Source organism: Kitasatospora sp. NBC_00315 (assembly GCF_041435095.1).
In the GTDB taxonomy this organism is placed as follows: domain Bacteria; phylum Actinomycetota; class Actinomycetes; order Streptomycetales; family Streptomycetaceae; genus Kitasatospora.
Map to the genome: position 1 here is coordinate 8,031,966 of NZ_CP108025.1, position 17,679 is coordinate 8,049,644.

The 17,679-nt window shown below is 72.1% G+C and carries 14 protein-coding genes; 5 read left to right on the forward strand and 9 right to left on the reverse strand.

Annotated elements, in window-relative coordinates; genetic code table 11:
• Window positions 1-283: 283 nt before the first annotated feature.
• From OG823_RS33320 to OG823_RS33330, 3 genes are all read right to left on the reverse strand, one after another.
• Window positions 284-1,816 carry a collagen-binding domain-containing protein gene (locus OG823_RS33320; protein ID WP_371484075.1) on the reverse strand — a complete coding sequence of 511 codons (1,533 nt, stop codon included), beginning with the start codon at window positions 1,814-1,816 and terminating at the stop codon, window positions 284-286.
• 581 nt (window positions 1,817-2,397) lie between these two features.
• Window positions 2,398-3,462 (reverse strand): DMT family transporter, encoded by a 1,065-nt coding sequence (locus OG823_RS33325; RefSeq protein WP_371484076.1) that lies wholly within the window; start codon window positions 3,460-3,462, stop codon window positions 2,398-2,400.
• Between the two features lie 398 nt (window positions 3,463-3,860).
• A complete protein-coding gene (locus tag OG823_RS33330) occupies window positions 3,861-4,397 on the reverse strand; it encodes a hypothetical protein (protein ID WP_371484077.1) in 537 nt (178 codons plus the stop codon).
• Between the two features lie 319 nt (window positions 4,398-4,716).
• On the opposite strand from OG823_RS33330, the gene OG823_RS33335 reads away from it, so the two are divergent.
• Window positions 4,717-5,631, forward strand: coding sequence for an aminoglycoside phosphotransferase family protein (locus tag OG823_RS33335; RefSeq protein WP_371484078.1), 915 nt, complete (start codon window positions 4,717-4,719; stop codon window positions 5,629-5,631).
• A gap of 332 nt (window positions 5,632-5,963) precedes the next feature.
• Here OG823_RS33335 and OG823_RS33340 read toward each other — a convergent pair whose 3' ends face one another.
• The 5 genes from OG823_RS33340 to OG823_RS33360 all read right to left on the reverse strand — a co-directional run bounded on the left by OG823_RS33340 (window position 5,964) and on the right by OG823_RS33360 (window position 11,306).
• The gene (locus OG823_RS33340; protein WP_371484079.1) at window positions 5,964-6,167 is read right to left on the reverse strand and encodes a CsbD family protein; all 204 of its coding nucleotides are present in this window, start codon (window positions 6,165-6,167) and stop codon (window positions 5,964-5,966) included.
• 218 nt (window positions 6,168-6,385) lie between these two features.
• Window positions 6,386-7,540, reverse strand: a complete 1,155-nt coding sequence (locus OG823_RS33345) for a lactonase family protein (RefSeq protein WP_371484080.1) — start codon at window positions 7,538-7,540, stop codon at window positions 6,386-6,388.
• A 377-nt stretch (window positions 7,541-7,917) separates the two neighbouring features.
• Window positions 7,918-8,340, reverse strand: coding sequence for a hypothetical protein (locus OG823_RS33350; protein ID WP_371484081.1), 423 nt, complete (start codon window positions 8,338-8,340; stop codon window positions 7,918-7,920).
• A 174-nt stretch (window positions 8,341-8,514) separates the two neighbouring features.
• Window positions 8,515-10,968 carry a SpoIIE family protein phosphatase gene (locus tag OG823_RS33355; protein WP_371484083.1) on the reverse strand — a complete coding sequence of 818 codons (2,454 nt, stop codon included), beginning with the start codon at window positions 10,966-10,968 and terminating at the stop codon, window positions 8,515-8,517.
• A gap of 68 nt (window positions 10,969-11,036) precedes the next feature.
• Window positions 11,037-11,306 (reverse strand): hypothetical protein, encoded by a 270-nt coding sequence (locus OG823_RS33360; protein ID WP_371484084.1) that lies wholly within the window; start codon window positions 11,304-11,306, stop codon window positions 11,037-11,039.
• A gap of 331 nt (window positions 11,307-11,637) precedes the next feature.
• Between OG823_RS33360 and OG823_RS33365 the strand changes: the two genes are divergently transcribed.
• The 3 genes from OG823_RS33365 to dacB all read left to right on the forward strand — a co-directional run bounded on the left by OG823_RS33365 (window position 11,638) and on the right by dacB (window position 15,445).
• Window positions 11,638-12,729 carry a vWA domain-containing protein gene (locus tag OG823_RS33365; protein ID WP_371484085.1) on the forward strand — a complete coding sequence of 364 codons (1,092 nt, stop codon included), beginning with the start codon at window positions 11,638-11,640 and terminating at the stop codon, window positions 12,727-12,729.
• A gap of 359 nt (window positions 12,730-13,088) precedes the next feature.
• Complete coding sequence (locus OG823_RS33370; RefSeq protein ID WP_371484745.1) at window positions 13,089-13,283, forward strand: hypothetical protein; 195 nt, start codon at window positions 13,089-13,091, stop codon at window positions 13,281-13,283.
• A 560-nt stretch (window positions 13,284-13,843) separates the two neighbouring features.
• On the forward strand, window positions 13,844-15,445 hold the full coding sequence (gene dacB, locus OG823_RS33375; protein WP_371484086.1) for a D-alanyl-D-alanine carboxypeptidase/D-alanyl-D-alanine-endopeptidase: 1,602 nt from the start codon (window positions 13,844-13,846) through the stop codon (window positions 15,443-15,445).
• A 304-nt stretch (window positions 15,446-15,749) separates the two neighbouring features.
• Here the strand turns inward: dacB and OG823_RS33380 are convergent, their stop codons facing one another.
• Window positions 15,750-16,769 carry an aldo/keto reductase gene (locus tag OG823_RS33380; RefSeq protein ID WP_371484088.1) on the reverse strand — a complete coding sequence of 340 codons (1,020 nt, stop codon included), beginning with the start codon at window positions 16,767-16,769 and terminating at the stop codon, window positions 15,750-15,752.
• Between the two features lie 255 nt (window positions 16,770-17,024).
• On the opposite strand from OG823_RS33380, the gene OG823_RS33385 reads away from it, so the two are divergent.
• Entirely contained in the window at window positions 17,025-17,618 is a 594-nt protein-coding gene (locus tag OG823_RS33385) for a TetR/AcrR family transcriptional regulator (protein WP_371484090.1), read from the forward strand.
• Window positions 17,619-17,679 lie beyond the last annotated feature (61 nt).

Sequence of the window (17,679 nt, forward strand, 5' to 3'; positions counted from 1 at the left end):
TCGGAGTCGGGGCGTGCAGGAGGGGCGGTCGACATGCGGGCCTGGTTTCCGCAGGCAAGAATTCCTTTCATGATCGTCGACTGCGCCGTCTACCTGGACGGGCTGCGCACCGGAAGGAGTGACCCGCGCCCCGGGCACCACGAGCACGACCACCGCCGAGGACCTTCCTGCCGGGCCGCGCGCGAGGGCCTCGCCTGCCCGTCCGTGGCCGGCGAGCGTTTCGCCGCCGGGGCGGAACCGGCGGAGCCGAGACGGGAGCGTCGTCGGACGGACGCGCGTCGGATCAGCTGTGGCGGCCGCTGCGCCGCTTGAGGAAGGCACCCAAGGTGGTCAGGAAAAGAGCTGCCCCGGTCGTCAGCCAGACGGCGAGCGGTGTTCCGGTGCCGGGAAGGCCGCCCGGGTGGGGCGGTGATACGTGGTCCGAGGGACCGCCCGGATGGGAGGGCGACGGTCCGCCGCTCCCCGAGGGAGAGGATGAGGCGCTGTGCGACGGCGACGGGCTCGGATGCGGCGACGGCTCGGGGGCGGTGCTCCGCGTCGGGCTCGGGGTCGGGCTCGGTGACGGTGAGGGGCTCGGGCTCGGGCTGGGCGACGGCGACGGCGACGGGCTCGGGCTGGGCGACGGCGACGGGCTCGGGCTGGGCGATGGCGACGGGTCGGGGGCGGGGCTCTGGGAGCGGGTGGGCGAAGGCGAGGGGCTGGGCGAAGGCGACGTGCAGGAGATCTCTCCGGTGAACGGGAAGTAGTGGATCTCTCCGGCGTTCACCGCCCCACCCGTCGCGCCGTCGAGCGGTCCGGCCACGAGGGACTTGGCGACGATGGTGCCTTCGAGGTTCGCGGGGTCGATGTCCGTGAGATCGGCGAAGGGGGCGTAGACGGTGCCCTCGACGCTGTCACCCGTCGCCACGGTGATCGTGGCGGCGTCGGGGAAGTCCCAGAGCATGTAGGGGGCCTGGGGGCCGGAGACGCCCGGGAGGTTCGGGACGTCCCACAGGAAGATGCCGGAGGTGGCCGTCGTGTCGACGACGACCAGCAGGGGAGTGGTTGCGTCGGGCTGGTTGGTGAAGCTGAACTCGCTCACGCGGTTCAGGTCGGCGCCGGTGATGTGAAGGACGTTGGTGACGCCCTTGGTGAGGGTGATGTACGCCTGGGTGCCGTCCGGCAGGTCCTGCTGGGAGGGCAGTGGGTTACCGGCGGCGTCGCGCAGGATCACCGTGTTGGGGCACTGGCTCATCTGCGTGGCGCGTGAGCGGAGATCGGGGAACAGGGCGGTCACGTCGAAGCCGGACGGGCCGGTGACCGAGGCCGGTTCCTGGCCGGTGGTCAGCTCGATGCGGGGGACGGAGTTGTAGGCGGCGCCCGTGGCCACGACCTGGGAGTTGACGTCGGCGTTGTTGGAGTCCTTGTCGAGGACGGAGACGCCCGTGGCGTCGCCGACCTTCAGGTAGCCCTGGCTGAGCACCTTGAGTACGCCGGTCGGTGAACTGCCCGCGAGGTCGGCACGGCCGTTGACGAGCAGCGCGGTGGGTCGCCCGTCCCCGGGGGCGGTGTAGCTGCCGGGAGTGTGGAGTGCGACGTTGTATCCGGGGCCGAAGGCGAGGTTGCCGCCGATCGCGACCGATCCCTCGGACTCGGTGCTGCCGAGCACAGCGTCCTGTTCGGTCAGGACGCCGAAGCCGTTGGAGCCGAGCAGGGGATTCACGGTCAGGGCCCGGTGGCCGGTGCCGGCGCTCGCGCCGCCGGTGGTGGCGAGCGGTACCGCTGCGGCAAGGCATGCGCAGGAGAGCGCCGCGAGTGCCTGGATCCTAGAGGTCATAGGTATCTCTATGGTTCAACCCGGACATGCGAAGCATGAGACACGCTACGCCCGGGCACCGGTGCCGCCCTGTTGGCTCACGACGGACTGGGCCATCGGTGCGAGGCGGCGCAGCCGGCCCGATCCGGCGGTGGGGCGGCCCGATCCGGCGGCGCTGGTCTGGCGGGGCCGGCGGTGGGGCCCGCAGGCCGACGTCCGGCGCCCGGCGTCCGGCGGTGACGGTCGCGCGGTGACGCTGTTCAGGGCCTGCAGAGACCGTGCTCCCAGGCCCAGGCGGCGATGCCGACCCGGTGCGCCGTGCGTCGAGGATCCTGAGATAGGCCCCGCTCGCCGCCGCGCCGGTCGCCGTCAACGACCAGAAGACGCAGCCGCCGACGATGCTCCGGACCGACTCCGGGGACCAGGTGCGCAGGACCCAGAGGGTGACGGCGAGGTGGGCCGGTGTCCCGGCCGCGATCGCTCGGGGGAGCGGGGCGTGGCGCACGGTCGGCACGATCAGTGCCAGCAGCACCAGCGACTCCAGGGTGCCGAAGGTGCCCGGTGCGGCCCCGGCCAGCAGGCGGGGTGCGCCGCGGTCACCGTCAGCGATGCCCGCCGTCGAGTGCTTCGGCTTCCTGGTCCCCGCCCATGCGGCCGGCCCGCCTTCGCGGTCGTCGGCCGAGCCTTCGGGCCGGAGCGGACGGGCTCTCCCGGCGTCCCCGCCGAGCGGTGCCGAGGGGGGCGGCGAGCACGAACAGGCCCGCGGCGAGCACGGCGAGCCCGCCCCAGGATGCTGCCGGAAGGCGCTCGCCCAGGACGGCGCCCCCCAGGGCCGCGGCGACGGCCGGCTCGGCGAGGGTCAGCGACGTGGCCACCGAGGCGGGAGTGCGGCGCAGCCCGTGTCCGAAGAGCCGGTAGGCCAGGTAGACGGTGAACAGGGCCAGGTACACCGCCACGGCCGCACCCCGGGTGGTGGCGAGCCAGTGCGTGTCGACGGACAGCACGATCGGCAGGACGATCACCCCGGCCGCGCCGAACAGCACGCCCATCACCGCGTCGGACGGGTGCCCGCCGGTGATGAGCCGGGCGCCGACCATCGAGTAGGCGGCGTACGACAAGCCGGCGCCCGCGGCGAGCGCGACGCCTGCCAGGTCCACCGGCGCGGCGGCACCCGCGGTGAACGCGGGGCCCAGCACCAACAGCACGCAGCCCGCCACCGCGAGTGTCGTCGCGCCCGACCAGCGGGCGGTCGGGCGGCCCCGGCCGGTCATCCAGGCCAGCAGCCCGGCGAAGACGGGCGCGCTGCCGAGCGCGATCACGGTGGCCACCGCCACACCGGTGCGGGCCACTGCCGGGTAGAAGGTGAGCGGGTACGCGGCCACCGCCGCCACCCCCAGGGCGAGCCGCCACCGGTCAGGGCGCGTGCAGGCGGCGGGCAGGGAGCGGGCACCGCGGGAGGTGAGGACCAGCAGGATGCCGCCGAGAGTGAGTCCGGCGCAACCGACTGCTGCCGCAGGGGCATCGGCAGGCGCCAGGGAGGCGGCGGTCCCGGTCGTTCCCCAGAGCACCGCCGAGGCGAGGATCGGCAGGGAGCCACTACGTGGCCCGGACTGTGAGGCACGCGGGCGGCCGGTCGCGGCCGGGCGTGCGGGAGTCGGAGAGGACATGCGGTTCGGCACGGTCGTGATCTTCCGTCGTTCGAGAGCGTCTGGGACTCGATCCGAAACGGGCGCACGACACATGCCCCTGGCGACCTCGCGGGTCGGCCGGGGCCCCGAGCTCAAGCCATCGGTGTCCGCGCCCGGTCAGGCGCGGAGCGGTGGCAGAACGACGTGCCAGTAGGTGGTCATGCCGCGATCGTACCTGCCCGGAAGGCGTCGACGGGGGCCAGAACGGGCGGCGCGGGGCCCAGCCGTCCGTCCGAGCGGCGCTCCGTCGCCAGGGCGCGCGGAGGAAGGCAGTCGGACGACGATGACCGGACGTCGGACGTCGGACGTCGGACGTCGGACGTCGGACGTCGGACGAGGCGCAATCCGGCGGGCAGCGCCGCGCGACTCTCGGCGGATCAGTCGGTGGAAGGCCCGTCAGGAGCTCCCTGGATTCGCCCCGGGCGCATGCCGGCTTTGAGATCACCCATCACCGCCCGGGCCACCTGCTCGACGGGATCCTTCTCGGCGAACCCGTAGTCGACGGCCCCCTCCCGGTCTCCCACGGCGGCGAAGAGCCACCGCGGACCGTACTTCGTCGCCCCGAGCCACACCTCGAAATCCTCCCCGGCATGGACGAACCGGACAGACTCGGCGTCGCCCACCGTGACGATCCGTCCGTCCAACCGGTAGGCGAGCTCCTGCAGAGGAGTGCGCTCCTGGTCCTGCGCGGCTTCGAGCCGCACGGCGAGCACCGAGGACAGCGGCCCGGTGACGACCGAGCCCTCACCCGTGGTGAGCCGAAAACCCGGCTGGCGCCCGATGTCGGCGGAACTGCCGTCCGTCGCACCGGCGAAGGCGAACGGACCGACCCTGAACGTGCCGGACTTCGCCTCGTGCCAGCCGTCGGTGAGCAGGACGGCCGCCACCTCGTTCGCGTTCACGTGCAAGCTCATACTGGCCCTCTTCCCGGTGACGCGGACCGGCCTGTCGACCGGCACCTGCTGCTCCACGAGGTGCAGTACCCCGTGCTGGCACCCTAGGGCCCCGAGCCGGTTCGGTCCGCCCGGCGGCCCGGGAGTCGGGATCGGATTCGCGCACCACCGACGGAGCCGCCTCCAAAACCGACGGTCCCGGGCCGTGGGGGAGGCCGCAGAGCCCCCGCGAGGCACACCGCGGGCTCGCGGCGCTGCGCCCGGGCGGTGAGGAAGCCGCGCGGCGGGCTTCGTCGGCCGTCGGGCCATGGGAGGGCCGGCGACGCTATCGTTGATCCGCATGACCCACACGGACATCGAGGTCACGGCGGAGCTGGTCCGGGACCTGTTGCGCGACCAGCACCCCGACCTGGCCGATCACCCGCTGAGGTTCGGCGCGCGTGGCTGGGACAGCCAGATGTGGCGGCTCGGCGACGACCTCGCCGTCCGGTTGCCCTGGGCGACGCGGTCCGCGGACGCGCTGCTGCGCAAGGAACACGCCTGGCTGCCCGCGCTCGCCGCGCGCCTTCCGCTGCCGGTCCCCGTTCCGCAGCGCCTGGGCGAGCCCTCCGAGCGGTTTCCGCGACCCTGGATCGTCACCACCTGGGTACCGGGTACGCCTGCCGACCACGTCCCCGTCGCACGGGCCGGGGAGGCAGCCGACGCCCTGGCCGGGTTCCTGACGGCTCTTCACCTGCCGGCGCCCGCCGACGCGCCGGCCGGTCGTGGCCGCGGGGGGCCGCTGGACGAAGTCGCCGAGGCGTTCGCCGAGCAGCTCGCCTCGGCCGCCGAGCTGGGGCTGGTCCAGGCCCCGGACGCCGTCCGCGCGGTCTGGGAGGACGCCCTGGCCGCGCCCGAGTGGTCGGGCCCGCCCGTGTGGCTGCACGGCGACCTGCATCCGGCCAACGTCCTCACCGCGGACGGCACCTTCTGCGGCGTGATCGATTTCGGCGACCTCTGTGCGGGCGATCCGGCCTGCGACCTCGCGGCCCCCTGGGTGCTGCTGCCGGACGGCGCCGCCGACCGCTTCCATGACGCCTACCGGCCGGCCGCGGACGCCGCGACCCTGCGCCGCGCCCGCGGCTGGGCGGTGCTGCGCGCCGTCGCCGGGATCCTCATCGCAGACGCCGGGGTTCACGGCCGTCCCGGTGGCAAGCCCACCTGGGGCCCACCCGCCCACGCCGCACTACGACGCCTCCTCGCAACGGCCCGCTGAACGACCGGGCCGCGCCCGCGGGCCTTCCCTGCTCTCCACAGGGCCTGCTCTCCGCCCGGCGAGGGGGCCGGCGATCGTCCAGGAGACGGGGGAGGGGAGCCCTGGGCGGCACGGTCCGGGCCGTGGTCGTCCCGCCCGGCGTCCCGGATTCGCTTGCGGGTGGCGCGCCCCGGGCCGGACCCTCATATCGCGTCAGGATCTGCCATCGCGTCAGGATCTGCGCCCCGCGGCGCGACGGCTCACCGGCGAGAGCGGACAGGAGCGGTGGCGTCACACTCGGCCGCCGCTCCCGCCGGTGAGCCGTCAGCGGGCTCTCGTCGATCAGCCCGGGGCTAGCGGTTGCCGGCGGCCTTGTCCTTGACGGCGCCGACGGCGTTGCCGACGGCGTCCTTCGCCTGGTCGGCCGCCTGGCGGGCCTTCGCGTCGACCTGGTCGGTACGGCCGTCGGCCCTGAGCTTGTCGTTGCCGGTCAGCTCGCCGGTCTTCTCCTTGACGTTGCCCTGGACCTGCTTGGCCTTGTCGGTCAGCTTGCTCACGATGTCCATCTCCTCAACGGTTCGGCATCCGGCGCAGAGTTGCCGGGCGCTCCCGTCGAGCCTCACCCGGCGGTGGGCCGCCCGCATCCCGGGTGCGGCCACCGGGGGGAGGCGGCGGGGGCGAGGCGGCGCGGCGCGACGTCGGGCGGTGGGAGTCGGCCGGCCCGTACGGCGGCCCGCGCACCGGCTGTGCGAGCCGCCGTACGGCTGCCCGACGGTCAGAACGCGACGATGCCTTCGCCGCCGACGGCGCCGGGGACGTTGTGGGAGCCGAGGGCGGTGAGCGAACCGTCGGCGTTGACCTCGAACTCGTCGAGGACGCCGTTGATGCCGGTCTGGACGTAGAGGAATCGGCCGTCGGCGGAGGCCGCGGAGTCGACGGTGCCCGGGTCGGTGGTCGTGTTCCCGAGGGCTGTCAGAGTGCCGTCGTGGCCGGCCCGGAAGGCGCTGACCGAGGCGCTGCCGGTGTTCGAGACGTACAGGAAGTCGCCGACGGCGGTGATCCAGCAGGTCGCGATCTGGCCGGTGGCAGCGGCGGCGCTCTGCGTCACCGTGCCGTCGTCGTGGACGCGGACGGTGGCGACCGCGCTGGGTCCGGCCTGGGTGAGGAAGAGACCGTGCTCGCCCCGGGTGACGAAGCTGAAGGGCACCGCACCGCTCTGGACGGTGACGACCGGGTCCTGGGCCGGGGCACCGGAGCGGTCCAGGTCGAAGACGTCGATGCTGTTGCCGTTGGCCTTGGTGGTGACGACCAGCTTGGAGCCGTCGCCGGTGAAACCGACCTGACCCGGGGTGTTCACGAACTGGGGGGTGGCGTTCGGGTCCAGGCCCAGGCACCGGTTCCAGTCGGCGTGCTGGGCAAGGCGCCCGTGGTCGACGGTGAAGCCCTGGACTGATCCGCCGTCCAGCGCGTTGAGGACGTAGACGACGTCGTCGTGGACGGCGACGCTGACGGGGAACCGCCCGCCCGAGGGGAGCACCTGGCGGCGCTCCAGGCGGTCGCCGTCGACGGCGAAGACGGTGACGGTGTCACTGCCGGCGTTGACGGCGTACAGGAGCGCGTGCCGGGCGTCGTAGGTCAGTGATCCCTGCGAGGCGAGATGGTCGGTGACCGCGCCGTCCAGCGCACCGCCGAGTCCGCCGGTGTCGTACGTGGCGGCCTGGGTCAGGTGTCCGTCCTCGGCACGGTGGTAGGCGATGACCTGGTTGCCCGCCGTGTTGTCCGTCTGGACGAACACGGCGTGCCGGCCGCCCCGGAGGCGATCGCGTTCCTGGGCGGCGCCTGCCTGGGAGACGGCGAAGGACGGGGCGGACACGGCCACGGCCGCGAGGGTGGTGGCGACGGCGACACCGAGACGGGTGAGCTTGCGCACGGGGAACTCCTCCTGGGGATCCTGGCTGTTCGTCCTGAGCGGATGCGCCGGGCCCCGGGCCGGACTGCTTCGAGCGGCCGGGCGTCACACCCTGGCGGGCATCGCACCGATGCTCACGCCACGAACCATATGTGACGTTATGTCCGATGAATCGAAGGCCGCCGCGTGGCGTCGGACGTTCCGGCCGGGCGCGCGCGTCGCGGTCGGGCGGGGAGCCCCGGCGGAGGCCGATGGGCCGGGGTGCCGGGCCGGGGCGCCGGCCCGTCCCGGTGCGCGATCGCGATCTGCCGCCGGAGTCGCCACGGCCCTCGACGGGCCCCTCCCCGGACCGCAGCCGGAGGCGTTCGCGCCCGCCGACCGGCGTACCTCCGACCCGCTCACAGTCCGGGGAACATGTAGTCGGCGCTGATCAGGCCGTCCGCGGCGAGAACCAGTACCTCCCGCCCCCCGCCCACGACCCGGCCCTGCGCGAGGTCCACCATCTCCCAGCTGAAGTGAACCGTGTCGTGCAGCCGGGCCGCGTCCTCGCCGACCCGGAACGTGAAGGCCCCGCCCGCCACGAACTTCTCGTAGCTGCGCAGTACTCGTGTCTCGATCGCGTCGTACCCCGTGGCCTCGAGCGTCGTGTGGTCGAACCCGAGCTCCGCGGCGAGCTCCCGCATCTGCTGCGGGGGCCGCAGCACATGCGAGCCGTCCACCGCCCACAGCGCCTCGACCTGTGACCGGCGTGCCTGCGCATCCGGCTCCGTCCAGAGCGAGATGTACCGACCTGCCAGAGCCTGCTCATCAATGGTGATCAACTGTCCCCCAAAGCAACCGAAGGTGAGACACCAGCGTCCGCTCTCTCCGTCGAGCAGCCAATTCCCGGGCGGGAATACGCCACGCCTCCGATGCGGCCGGGCGCGGCGGCAGCGCGGGCCCCCCTGCGGGTTCCTCCCCGGTCCTCCACGGGTCGGCGACGCGGGCGGTGGGGCTCACGGCAGGTTCTGCTCGGTCCAGATGGTCTTGCCGTGGGCGCTGTAGCGGCTTCCCCACCGGTTGGTGAGCTGCGCGACGAGGAACAGGCCGCGGCCGCCCTCGTCGGTGTTCAGGGCCCTGCGCAGGCGGGGCTGGGTGTTGCTGGAGTCGGACACCTCGCACACCAGGACGTGGTCGCGGACCAGGAGCAGCCCGATGGGACCACCGGCGTAGCGGATGGCGTTGGTGACGAGTTCGCTGACGACGAGCTCGGTGGCGAACATCTGTTCTTCGAGTCCCCATGCCTGCAGTTGGGCGTTGGCGTCGGCGCGGGCCGTGTGTACCGCGGTGACGTCGGCGGGGTACTCCCACCGCCGGATGTTCTCGTCCGGGACGGCCTGGGTTCGGGCGATCAGGAGGGTGACGTCGTCGTCGGGGTGGCCGTCGAAGCCGGGGCGGCGGTCGACGAGCTCGGTGCCGATGTCGGCGAGGGACCGCTCCGGCCGGCTCGCCTCGGTCAGGTGGGTCAGGAGGTCGGACATGCCGTGGGTGGGGTCGTGGCCGGTCAGGCCGTCGGTGTACAGGGCGAGGGTGCTGCCCGGGGGCAGGGCGCCGCTCCACACCTCGAAGGGGTGCTCGCCCACGCCCAGCGGCGGCCCCGGAGTGAGAGGAATGTGACAGGCGGTGCCGCCGGGCAGCAGAAGGGCGGGCGGCGGGTGCCCCGCGCTGGCCATGTGGCAGTGCCCGGTGACGGGGTCGTAGACGACGAACAGGCACGTCGCGCCGACGGTGTCGGGATACTCGGACTCCGCGGCCATGCGCCGGACCAGGTCGTCCAGGCGGGTGAGTAGTTCGTCGGGCGGCAGATCGAGGTCGGCGAGGGTCTGCACCGCGGTGCGCAGGCGCGCCATGGTGGCGGTGGCCGGCAGACCGTGGCCGATCACGTCGCCCACGACGAGCGCCGTACGCAGGGAGGACAGGGCGATGGTGTCGAACCAGTCACCGCCGGCGCTCACGCTGCCGCCGGCGGGCAGGTAGGTGCCGGCGGTTTCGCAGGCCGCGCTCCGGGTGGCGGCGGGCGGCAGGAGGCTGCGCTGCAGGGCCACGACGAGGCTGTGTTCACGGGTGTAGCGGTGGGCGTTGTCCAGCACCACTGCGGCGCGGTCGCACAGGTCCTGGACGAGTCCGAGGTCGTCCTCGTCGAAGGGGGCCGGGTTGTCGGTACGCCACAGCTGGAGGGAGCCGAACAGGCGGCTGCGATGGTACAGAGGGCAGACGACGGCCGTACGCATGCCCTGCGGCATGAGCTGGGCGATGAGCCGGGGGTCGTGGGAGAGCAGCGCACGACCGGAGGCCGGGTCCAGGACGAAGGCTCCACCGACCGAGACGGCGGCCATCTGGGGGTGCTCCTCGACGATCGGGACCGTCTCGCCGGCCTGGGTCATCGCGGTGGGCCAGGGTCCGCTCGCGGACTTCACGGCCACCCTGCGCGGGCGCGAGGCACGCATACCGGGATACCCCAGGGGCGGGTCGCGCCCCTGCAGCACGTCGTCCGGGAAGTCGACGCACCCCAGATCTCCCAGCGCGGGCACGACCAGATCGACGAGCTCGCGGGCCGCCGTGACCACGTCGAGGGAGCTGCCGATCTCGAAGGCCCGCCGGTAGGACTCGACCAGACGGCGGCTGCGAAGGTCCCAGGCGCCCTCGACCACCATGACGGCCACACCCACCGTGGTCCCCGGCCGGTCGCTGATGCGGAACCCCGCGAGCGAGTGCGTACGGCCCGTTTCGGAGACGCCGAGACGGTAGTTCCGGCCGGCCATGGACCGGCCGCTGTCGACCACCCGGGCAAGCTCCTGCCCGATCCTCTCCCCGCCGCCCGGCCCGACCAGATCCAGGAACCAGTCGCTGCCCGCGTCCGCGGGCCGAAGCGCCCGGAATGCCTCGTTGCTGCGCACCAACCGCAGATGTACGTCGAACTCGGCGACCGCGATCCGGTCCTGGGTGAACAGGGCCCGGGCGATGTCCCCGCTCCGGTCCTCGCCCTGGTCCCGGCCCTGGTCCCGGTGCTCGTCGTCCCGGTGCTCGTCCCGGTCCCCGCCGTCGTCGGCAGGCGCGGACACGGACACGGACACGGGCGCGGAAGCGGACGGGGAGGGAGCCCCGGAGACGGCGAGGACGAGTGAGCTTCCCACTCTGCTGCCACCGACCACGGCGATCCACGCATCGACCGTCCCCCGGTCCCGGCCGCTCAGCCGCACCGGGCGCCACCCCGTGTCCGCGCCCCCCGTTCCGGCCGAGCGCACCAGCAGGCGGCGGGCCGGCGTTCCGAGCACCTCCCCGGCCTCCCAGCCCAGCAGATCCTCGGCCGCGGCCGACCACCACTCGATCAGGCCCTCGGCGCCCACCAGAGCCGCGGCCACCCGCCCCGCGTCGGGCAGCTCCGAAGGCCGGTCGGCGGACGGCGGCACGAATCCTCCCTGCGGTCGGCGAGCGGGAGCCCGGGGCACGGGGCTCCCACCAGCAGGATGCTCCCCGCTCAGCCGCCCGGCATCCCGAAGGCTCCCGCCGCGCACGCGGGCCGGAGGGCGACGGTCGCCGTGCTCGCGCAGGACGAGCCGCCGCGCAGGAAGAGCGCAGGCGGGCGGAGCGCGACGACGTCGTCGCGCAGGGTGAGCAGACGACGGGTGACCGGCTGCGGCTGCTCGACCTGGACACCGCCGTCTTCCGGTTCGGCCCGGCTGACGGGCAGGCCCCCGTCTGCGCCGAGTCCGGCGGGGGTCGCAGGAACGCCCGGACTGGAAGGCACCCGAGGGTTGGCACTCGACGGACTTGCCGGAGTTGGCCTGCGGGGGTTGATCCGCAGGCCCGTCGGCCGGGCCGGGGGGAGTGCTCACATCGGATTCGGCGTGCCCGTGCACGCCACACACGTGTGCCGGCGGAGAAATCAAAGAGGAATATCTTCGGGACGAGGTGTCCTGATGTCCGTCAATATCCGAACGCTTTCGCTGAACGAGCGGTCGGATCCATGGAACCCCAGGTCAGAGCCGACTGTCAGTGTCTGCCCCTAGTGTGAGAACAACGCTGGAGGGGGCGCCGGGAAGGCGCCGGAAGAGGCGTTGGAAAGAATGGGGAAAACCATGTCTGCAAAGAGGATCAACCACAAGGTCAACCACGTCTCACTCGTGGTCGACAAGTCCGGGTCGATGCGCCAGCACGAGTCACAGCTTGTCCGCGTGGTGGACGAATTCGTGAAGGGCCTTCAGGAGGAGTCCGATCGGCTCGGACACGAGACCCGCATCAGCCTCTACGCCTTCGACCACGAGGTGCAGAACCTCGTCTGGGACATGGACGTCAAGCACCTGCCGTCCCTGCAGGGCCTGTACAAGGTCGACACCGGTGCGACAGCACTGATCGAGGCGGCCGTGAAGTCCATCGACGACCTCAAGAACATCTGGGAGGGCTACGGCGAGCACTCCTTCCTCCAGGTCGTCGTCACCGACGGCGCGGAAAACGCCTCCGGCTGCTCGGAGACCGGCCAGATGCACACCCGGATGGCCGGCGGCCGGGGTAGCGCCCTCCTGCGCACATGGATGGACCGCATCCAGAGCGCCATGGACGGCCTGCCCGACCACTGGACGTCGGCGATCCTGGTCCCGAACTCCCTGGCCAAGCGCACCGCCCAGGAGTACGGCTTCCCCGCGGGCAACATCGCGATCTGGGACGCGGACTCCAGCAAGGGTGTCGAGGAGGCCATCGGTACCGTCAAGACGGCCGCCACCAGCTTCCTGCGGGGCCGTGAACAGGGCGTGCGCGGCACCAGGAACCTGTTCACCATGGGCCAGGACCTGAGTACCGCCGAGGTGAAGGCCAACCTCGACGCCCTGGGCGCCGGCAGGTACATCTTGCTCCCGGTCGACCAGCAGGGGCCGATTCGCGACTTCGTCACCAGCGCCGGCCACCCGTACAAGACCGGCTGCGCCTTCTACGAGCTGTCCAAGCGTGAGAAGATCCAGGGCAACAAGCAGCTCGCGGTGGCCGAGAAGGACCCGGCCACCGGCCGGATGACGGGCAAGGTGTTCTCCGGCCCGGCGGCCCGTCAGCTCCTCGGCCTGCCCCAGTCGGAGGCCACCGTCAAGCCGGGCGAGAACCCCTCGTACACCGTGTTCATCCAGTCGACCTCCGTCAACCGGAAGCTCGTGCCGGGCACCAAGCTGCTCGTCCTCCTCTAGCCGGGAACCGAGAGCCGGTCACGGATTCGATGGACAGTGAGAGCAAACGCAGCAGCTCCCACCACGTGCCGGCGGCAAGGACACCGGCACCGGCACCGGCATCGACGACAACGTCACGGTCGCGACTCACGCGATGTCAGTCACGTCCGCGCCGGGACGACTTGCCGGCCAAACCCTAATGGATCCCCTTCCCGTGGGGCAGGCTGCCGCAGCTCGGTGCTCCGGGTCACTCCGGGGAGCAGGCGGCGCCACCGCCACGGTGCCTCGGGTGAGCGACCGGTGTGACACTTCGATGAGACGGGACAGTTGTCCCTCGGCATGAGATCTTGGCCGTTCGAATCAATGAGGAGGTGGAGAACGTGGTTGCTCTGGTGCTGCTCGGTCTCCTGGCGTTCGCCGTCGGTGGGTGCGTCTGTGTGGTGTGGGCCGAGCGGGGCGGGCCCCGGTGGGTGCGCGCCGTGGCGGGTGTGACGCTCGTGGCGGGTGAGCTGGTGCGCGCCTCCGGGAGGAGCCGGCGCCGGAGCCTGAAGCGGGGCGGCGGCGACGGTGACTAGGGACTGAACCGGGCGGTAGAAGTCACCTGGCAGGCAGTCAAGATCGCTTGTGTGGAGGACACTGCCGTCGCAGGACAGTCTGACTGCCCCGTCGCCGAAGGCCGGGGACGCTGACGCTGACGCTGGCGGCCAGGACGTCGGTGACGTCGCCGCCCGGACGCGCGCGCCTTCGCGCTGCCCCTGCCCGAGGCGGCCCAAGGCGGCCTCCACCACCTCACCGGCGCCGATGCCGTGAGGGCCCGGCCGCGAACAGTGATCGCCGTCGTCTCCTCGTACCGCGGGCAGTGCGCCCCGCGGGGACGGAGGGCCCGGGGGCCCGGCAGCGGAATCGGCGTGTTGCAGGGTGATGACGGTGAGCTCCGGACCACCGGGGAAGGCAGGGCAGGGTGCCGGCCGTCGTCGGATGCCGATCGCCCGATCGGATGACTTTCGCACCACACGCCGTCAGCTCGGCACCGGATGACCGGAAACCGGCGGTGCGGCTTCCTACGATGCGGCCGAGAGCGCCCGGTGCGCACCGTGCGTGCGACGGGCTCCGACTCCAGAAACGGCGGAACCGCATGAGACCGACGATCCCCGGCAGGCTGCGTGCCTGGGCCGCTGCGGCAGCGACACTCCTGGCGGTGGCCGGCTCGGGCGCCGGTGCGCCCGCGGCGGCGGCGAACGGGGACGACCTCGGGCCCGCCATCGAAGCGATCATGCACAAGCCCGAGTACGAGCACGCGCAGTGGGGTCTGCTGGAGATCGACACGACGACCGGTGAGACGATCCACTCCCGCTTCGCGGACCAGTTCTTCGTCCCCGGCTCGACCACCAAGCTGGTGACCATCTCCTCCGCCTGGCACACCCTGGGCCCCGACCGCCGCTTCACCACTCCCGTGATCGCCACCGGTACCCGCGACGGCACGACCCTGAACGGGAACCTGGCACTGGTCGCCCAGGGCGACCTGACGATGGGCGGGCGCACCAAGCCCGACGGCTCGGTGGACTACACGAACATCGACCACACCGAGGCCAGTCTGCCCGGTGCAACCCTCACCCCCGAGGACCCGCTCGCGGGGCTGGACCAGATCGCCCAGCAGGTGCACGACGCGGGCATCAGCCGGGTGGACGGCGACGTCATCGTCGACCCCCGGCTCTTCACGCTCCCGGCGCTGGACCCGCAGCCCACTCCGCTGATCATCAACGACAACCTCATCGACCTGCTGACCACCCCCACCGCTCCCGGTCAGCCCGCCCAGCTGACCTGGCGCCCGCAGGTCGCCCCCTACCAGGTCACCTCGACCGTCCAGACGGTGCCGGCCGGCGGCCCGACGGACGTCCAGGTCTCCGCCTCCCCGGACGGCACCCGGATCACCCTGTCCGGCACGATCGCCGCCGACGCGCAGCCCCTGCTGAGGGTGTCCGGGATCCAGGATCCGAACAGTTTCGGTCGCACCGCGCTGATCGAGGCGCTCGCCCGCGCCGGTGTCGCCGTCACCGCCGACGCGACCGGCCCCAACCCGCAGGGTGCGCTGCCCGCCTCCTACGGCGACGACCCGCAGGTGGCCGCGTACGTCTCACCGCCGTACAGCCAGTACGCCAAGTTGATCCTGAAGGTCAGCCACAACCTCGGCGCCAACCTGGCGCTGTGCAACATGGCCGTGCTGCAGGGCAGCAAGAACTGCTTCGACGCCTTCCCGATCGAGCACGACTTCCTCGCCAACGTCGCGCACATCGACCCGACCCAGTTCCAGATCGCCGACGGGCGCGGCGGTGTACCGTCCGACCGGGCCACCCCGATGGGCCTGGACCAGATCCTCGGCTACTGGCTGGGCACCCCCGACGCGGACGCCTTCCGACTCTCCCTGCCGATCCTGGGGGTCGACGGCAGCAACGGGATCGACTGCACCACCGACTGCCCGGCCAAGGGCAAGGTCTTCGCCAAACCCGGCACCATCCTCGGCGAGGACCTGCTCAACCAACGGCTCGAGGTCGGCGCCCAGGAGGAGGCCGGCTACCTGCAGACCGACGACGGCTGCCTGCACCTCTTCTACATCGGCGTCAACAGTGGCTCCAGCGCCGACCTGACGAGTTTCCTCAGCATCTTCAACGACGTCAACCAGATCTCCGCACTGCTGCAGGAGCAGGCATCCCGGCACTCTCACCGCACCAGGAGGTAGTTCCGAACGGAGGGCCGAAGCGGGTGCCGAACCGGACGTGGGCCACCACCACGTCCGGTCTCCCACCCCGGCCCGGCTCCCACCCCCGCCACCGCCGGGGCCCGGCCGGAGAACTCCCGGCCGGGCCCCGGCGGTGGCGGCTGTTCCGCCCGGCGCCCGGACGCGGTCTCTGCCTGCTACTTGGCCATCTTTTGAAGGCGTCCCGTCGGGCCTTTCGGGCGTCTCTCCTCCGGCGGTGTTGCGCCGGTGGAGGATGGGGACGCGGATCGTCCCGGCGATCAGCTCGGAGGCCGCCACCGGGGGATCAGCGGCGCCGCAGGGACGGGTCCAGCAGTGCGGGCGGGGTGTCGTTCTTCTCGTGTGCGGCCAGGTCCGTGCCGGGAGGGACGATCGCGTCGATCGCGTCGAGTACGTCGGCGGAGAGGGTGGTGTCCGTGGCGGCGAGCTGCGCGTGCAGGTGCTCCAGCGTGCGGGGGCCGATGAGCGCGCCGGTCACGCCGGGGTGCGCGGTCACGAAGCCGAGCGCGAGCTGGATCATCGTCAGGCCGGCCTCGTCGGCGACCTTGGCCAGTTGCTCGACGGCGTCGAGCCTCGCCCGGTTGGAGGGGATGGTGGTGTCGAAGCGCTGCGGCATGAACGTGGAGCGGCTGGTGGCGATCTCACCGCCCTCGCGGATCGCGCCCGACAGCCAGCCCGAGGCCAGCGGACTCCATGCCAGTACACCGAGCCCGTACTGCTCGGTCACGGGCAGCACGTGGGTCTCGATGCCGCGCTGCAGGATCGAGTAACTGGGCTGTTCGGTGACGTAGCGGCTCAGGTGGTGCTCACGGGCGGCCCACTGGGCCTGCACGATGCGGTAGGCCGGAAAGGTCGAGCTGCCGAAGTGGCGGATTTTTCCGGCGCGCTGCAGGTCGGTCAGCGCCGACAGGGTCTCCTCGTCGCTGGTGTTCGGATCCCACCGGTGGATCTGGTAGAGGTCGACGTGGTCGACGCCGAGCCGACGCAGGCTGTCCTCCAGTGCGGTGACCAGCCAGCGGCGCGAGCTGCCCCGGCGATGACGTTCGTCGCCCATCGGCATGGTCGCCTTCGTGGCCAGCACGATGTCGTCGCGGCGGCCCGCGAGGGCCCTGCCGACCATCTCCTCCGACTCGCCGCCGCTGTAGACGTCGGCGGTGTCGATCAGGTTGATCCCCCGCTCCAGGGCGGTGTCGACGATGGCGGTGACCTCGTCCTGGGAGGTTCGCCCGATCCTTCCGAAGTTCATCGCGCCGAGCGCGAGAGTACTGACCTGCACACCGGTGCGGCCCAAGGTGCGGTACTGCATGATCGTGTCTCCTCATGGCGGGTGAAGCCTGGCGCGGTGCCCGACCTGCGGCATGGCTTCGTTGACAGGCTTGGAGCCTGGCTTGCTGCATGGCTTGGTTGCCGGGCCTGGTGCCTGGTTTGGTCGCCTGGCCTGGTGCCTGGATTGGTTGCCGGGCCCCTGCTCTGGCATCATGAGCAAAACGGAACCTCGTTCCGGAACGACGATACGGAACCTTGTTCCGCTTTTCAAGCGGCGAGTCGGAGGAGTGGTGTGGTGAAGGACGGCGACGAGGGTGCGGGACAGGCCGCCACGCCCAGGCGAAAGGACGCCCGGCGCAACCAGGAGGCCCTGCTCGACGCGGCCGCCGCGGTCTTCGTCACGTCGGGTGTGGAAGCGCCGGTACGCGACATCGCGGCCAGGGCCGGCGTCGGAGTGGGCACGATCTACCGCCACTTCCCGGCGCGAGCGGACCTCATCATCGGCGTCTACCGGCACCAGGTGGACTCCTGTGCCGAGGCCGGCCCCGCCCTGTTGGCGGCCGGCCCTTCTCCGCACTCCGCACTCCGGGAGTGGATCAACCTCTTCGCCGATTTCCTGGTCACCAAACACGGACTCGCCGCCGTGCTGCAGGCCGACAACTCCGGCTTCGAGGCACTGCACGCCTACTTCGTCGACCGCCTCGTACCCGTGTGCGCCGAACTGCTCGAGGCCGCGACAGCCGCCGGTGAGATCCGCCCCGACATCGACGCCTACCAGCTCATGCGCGGCGTCGGCAACCTCTGCGTCGGTGCGGACAGCGATGCCCGCTACGATGCACGCCGCATGGTCGAACTCCTTGTCGCGGGGTTGCGCCGAACAGAGCACTGACCTCGGCGACCATGGGCGCGCGGCCGTGCTGAATCGGGCGGCTCAGGTGACTCACGCGGCT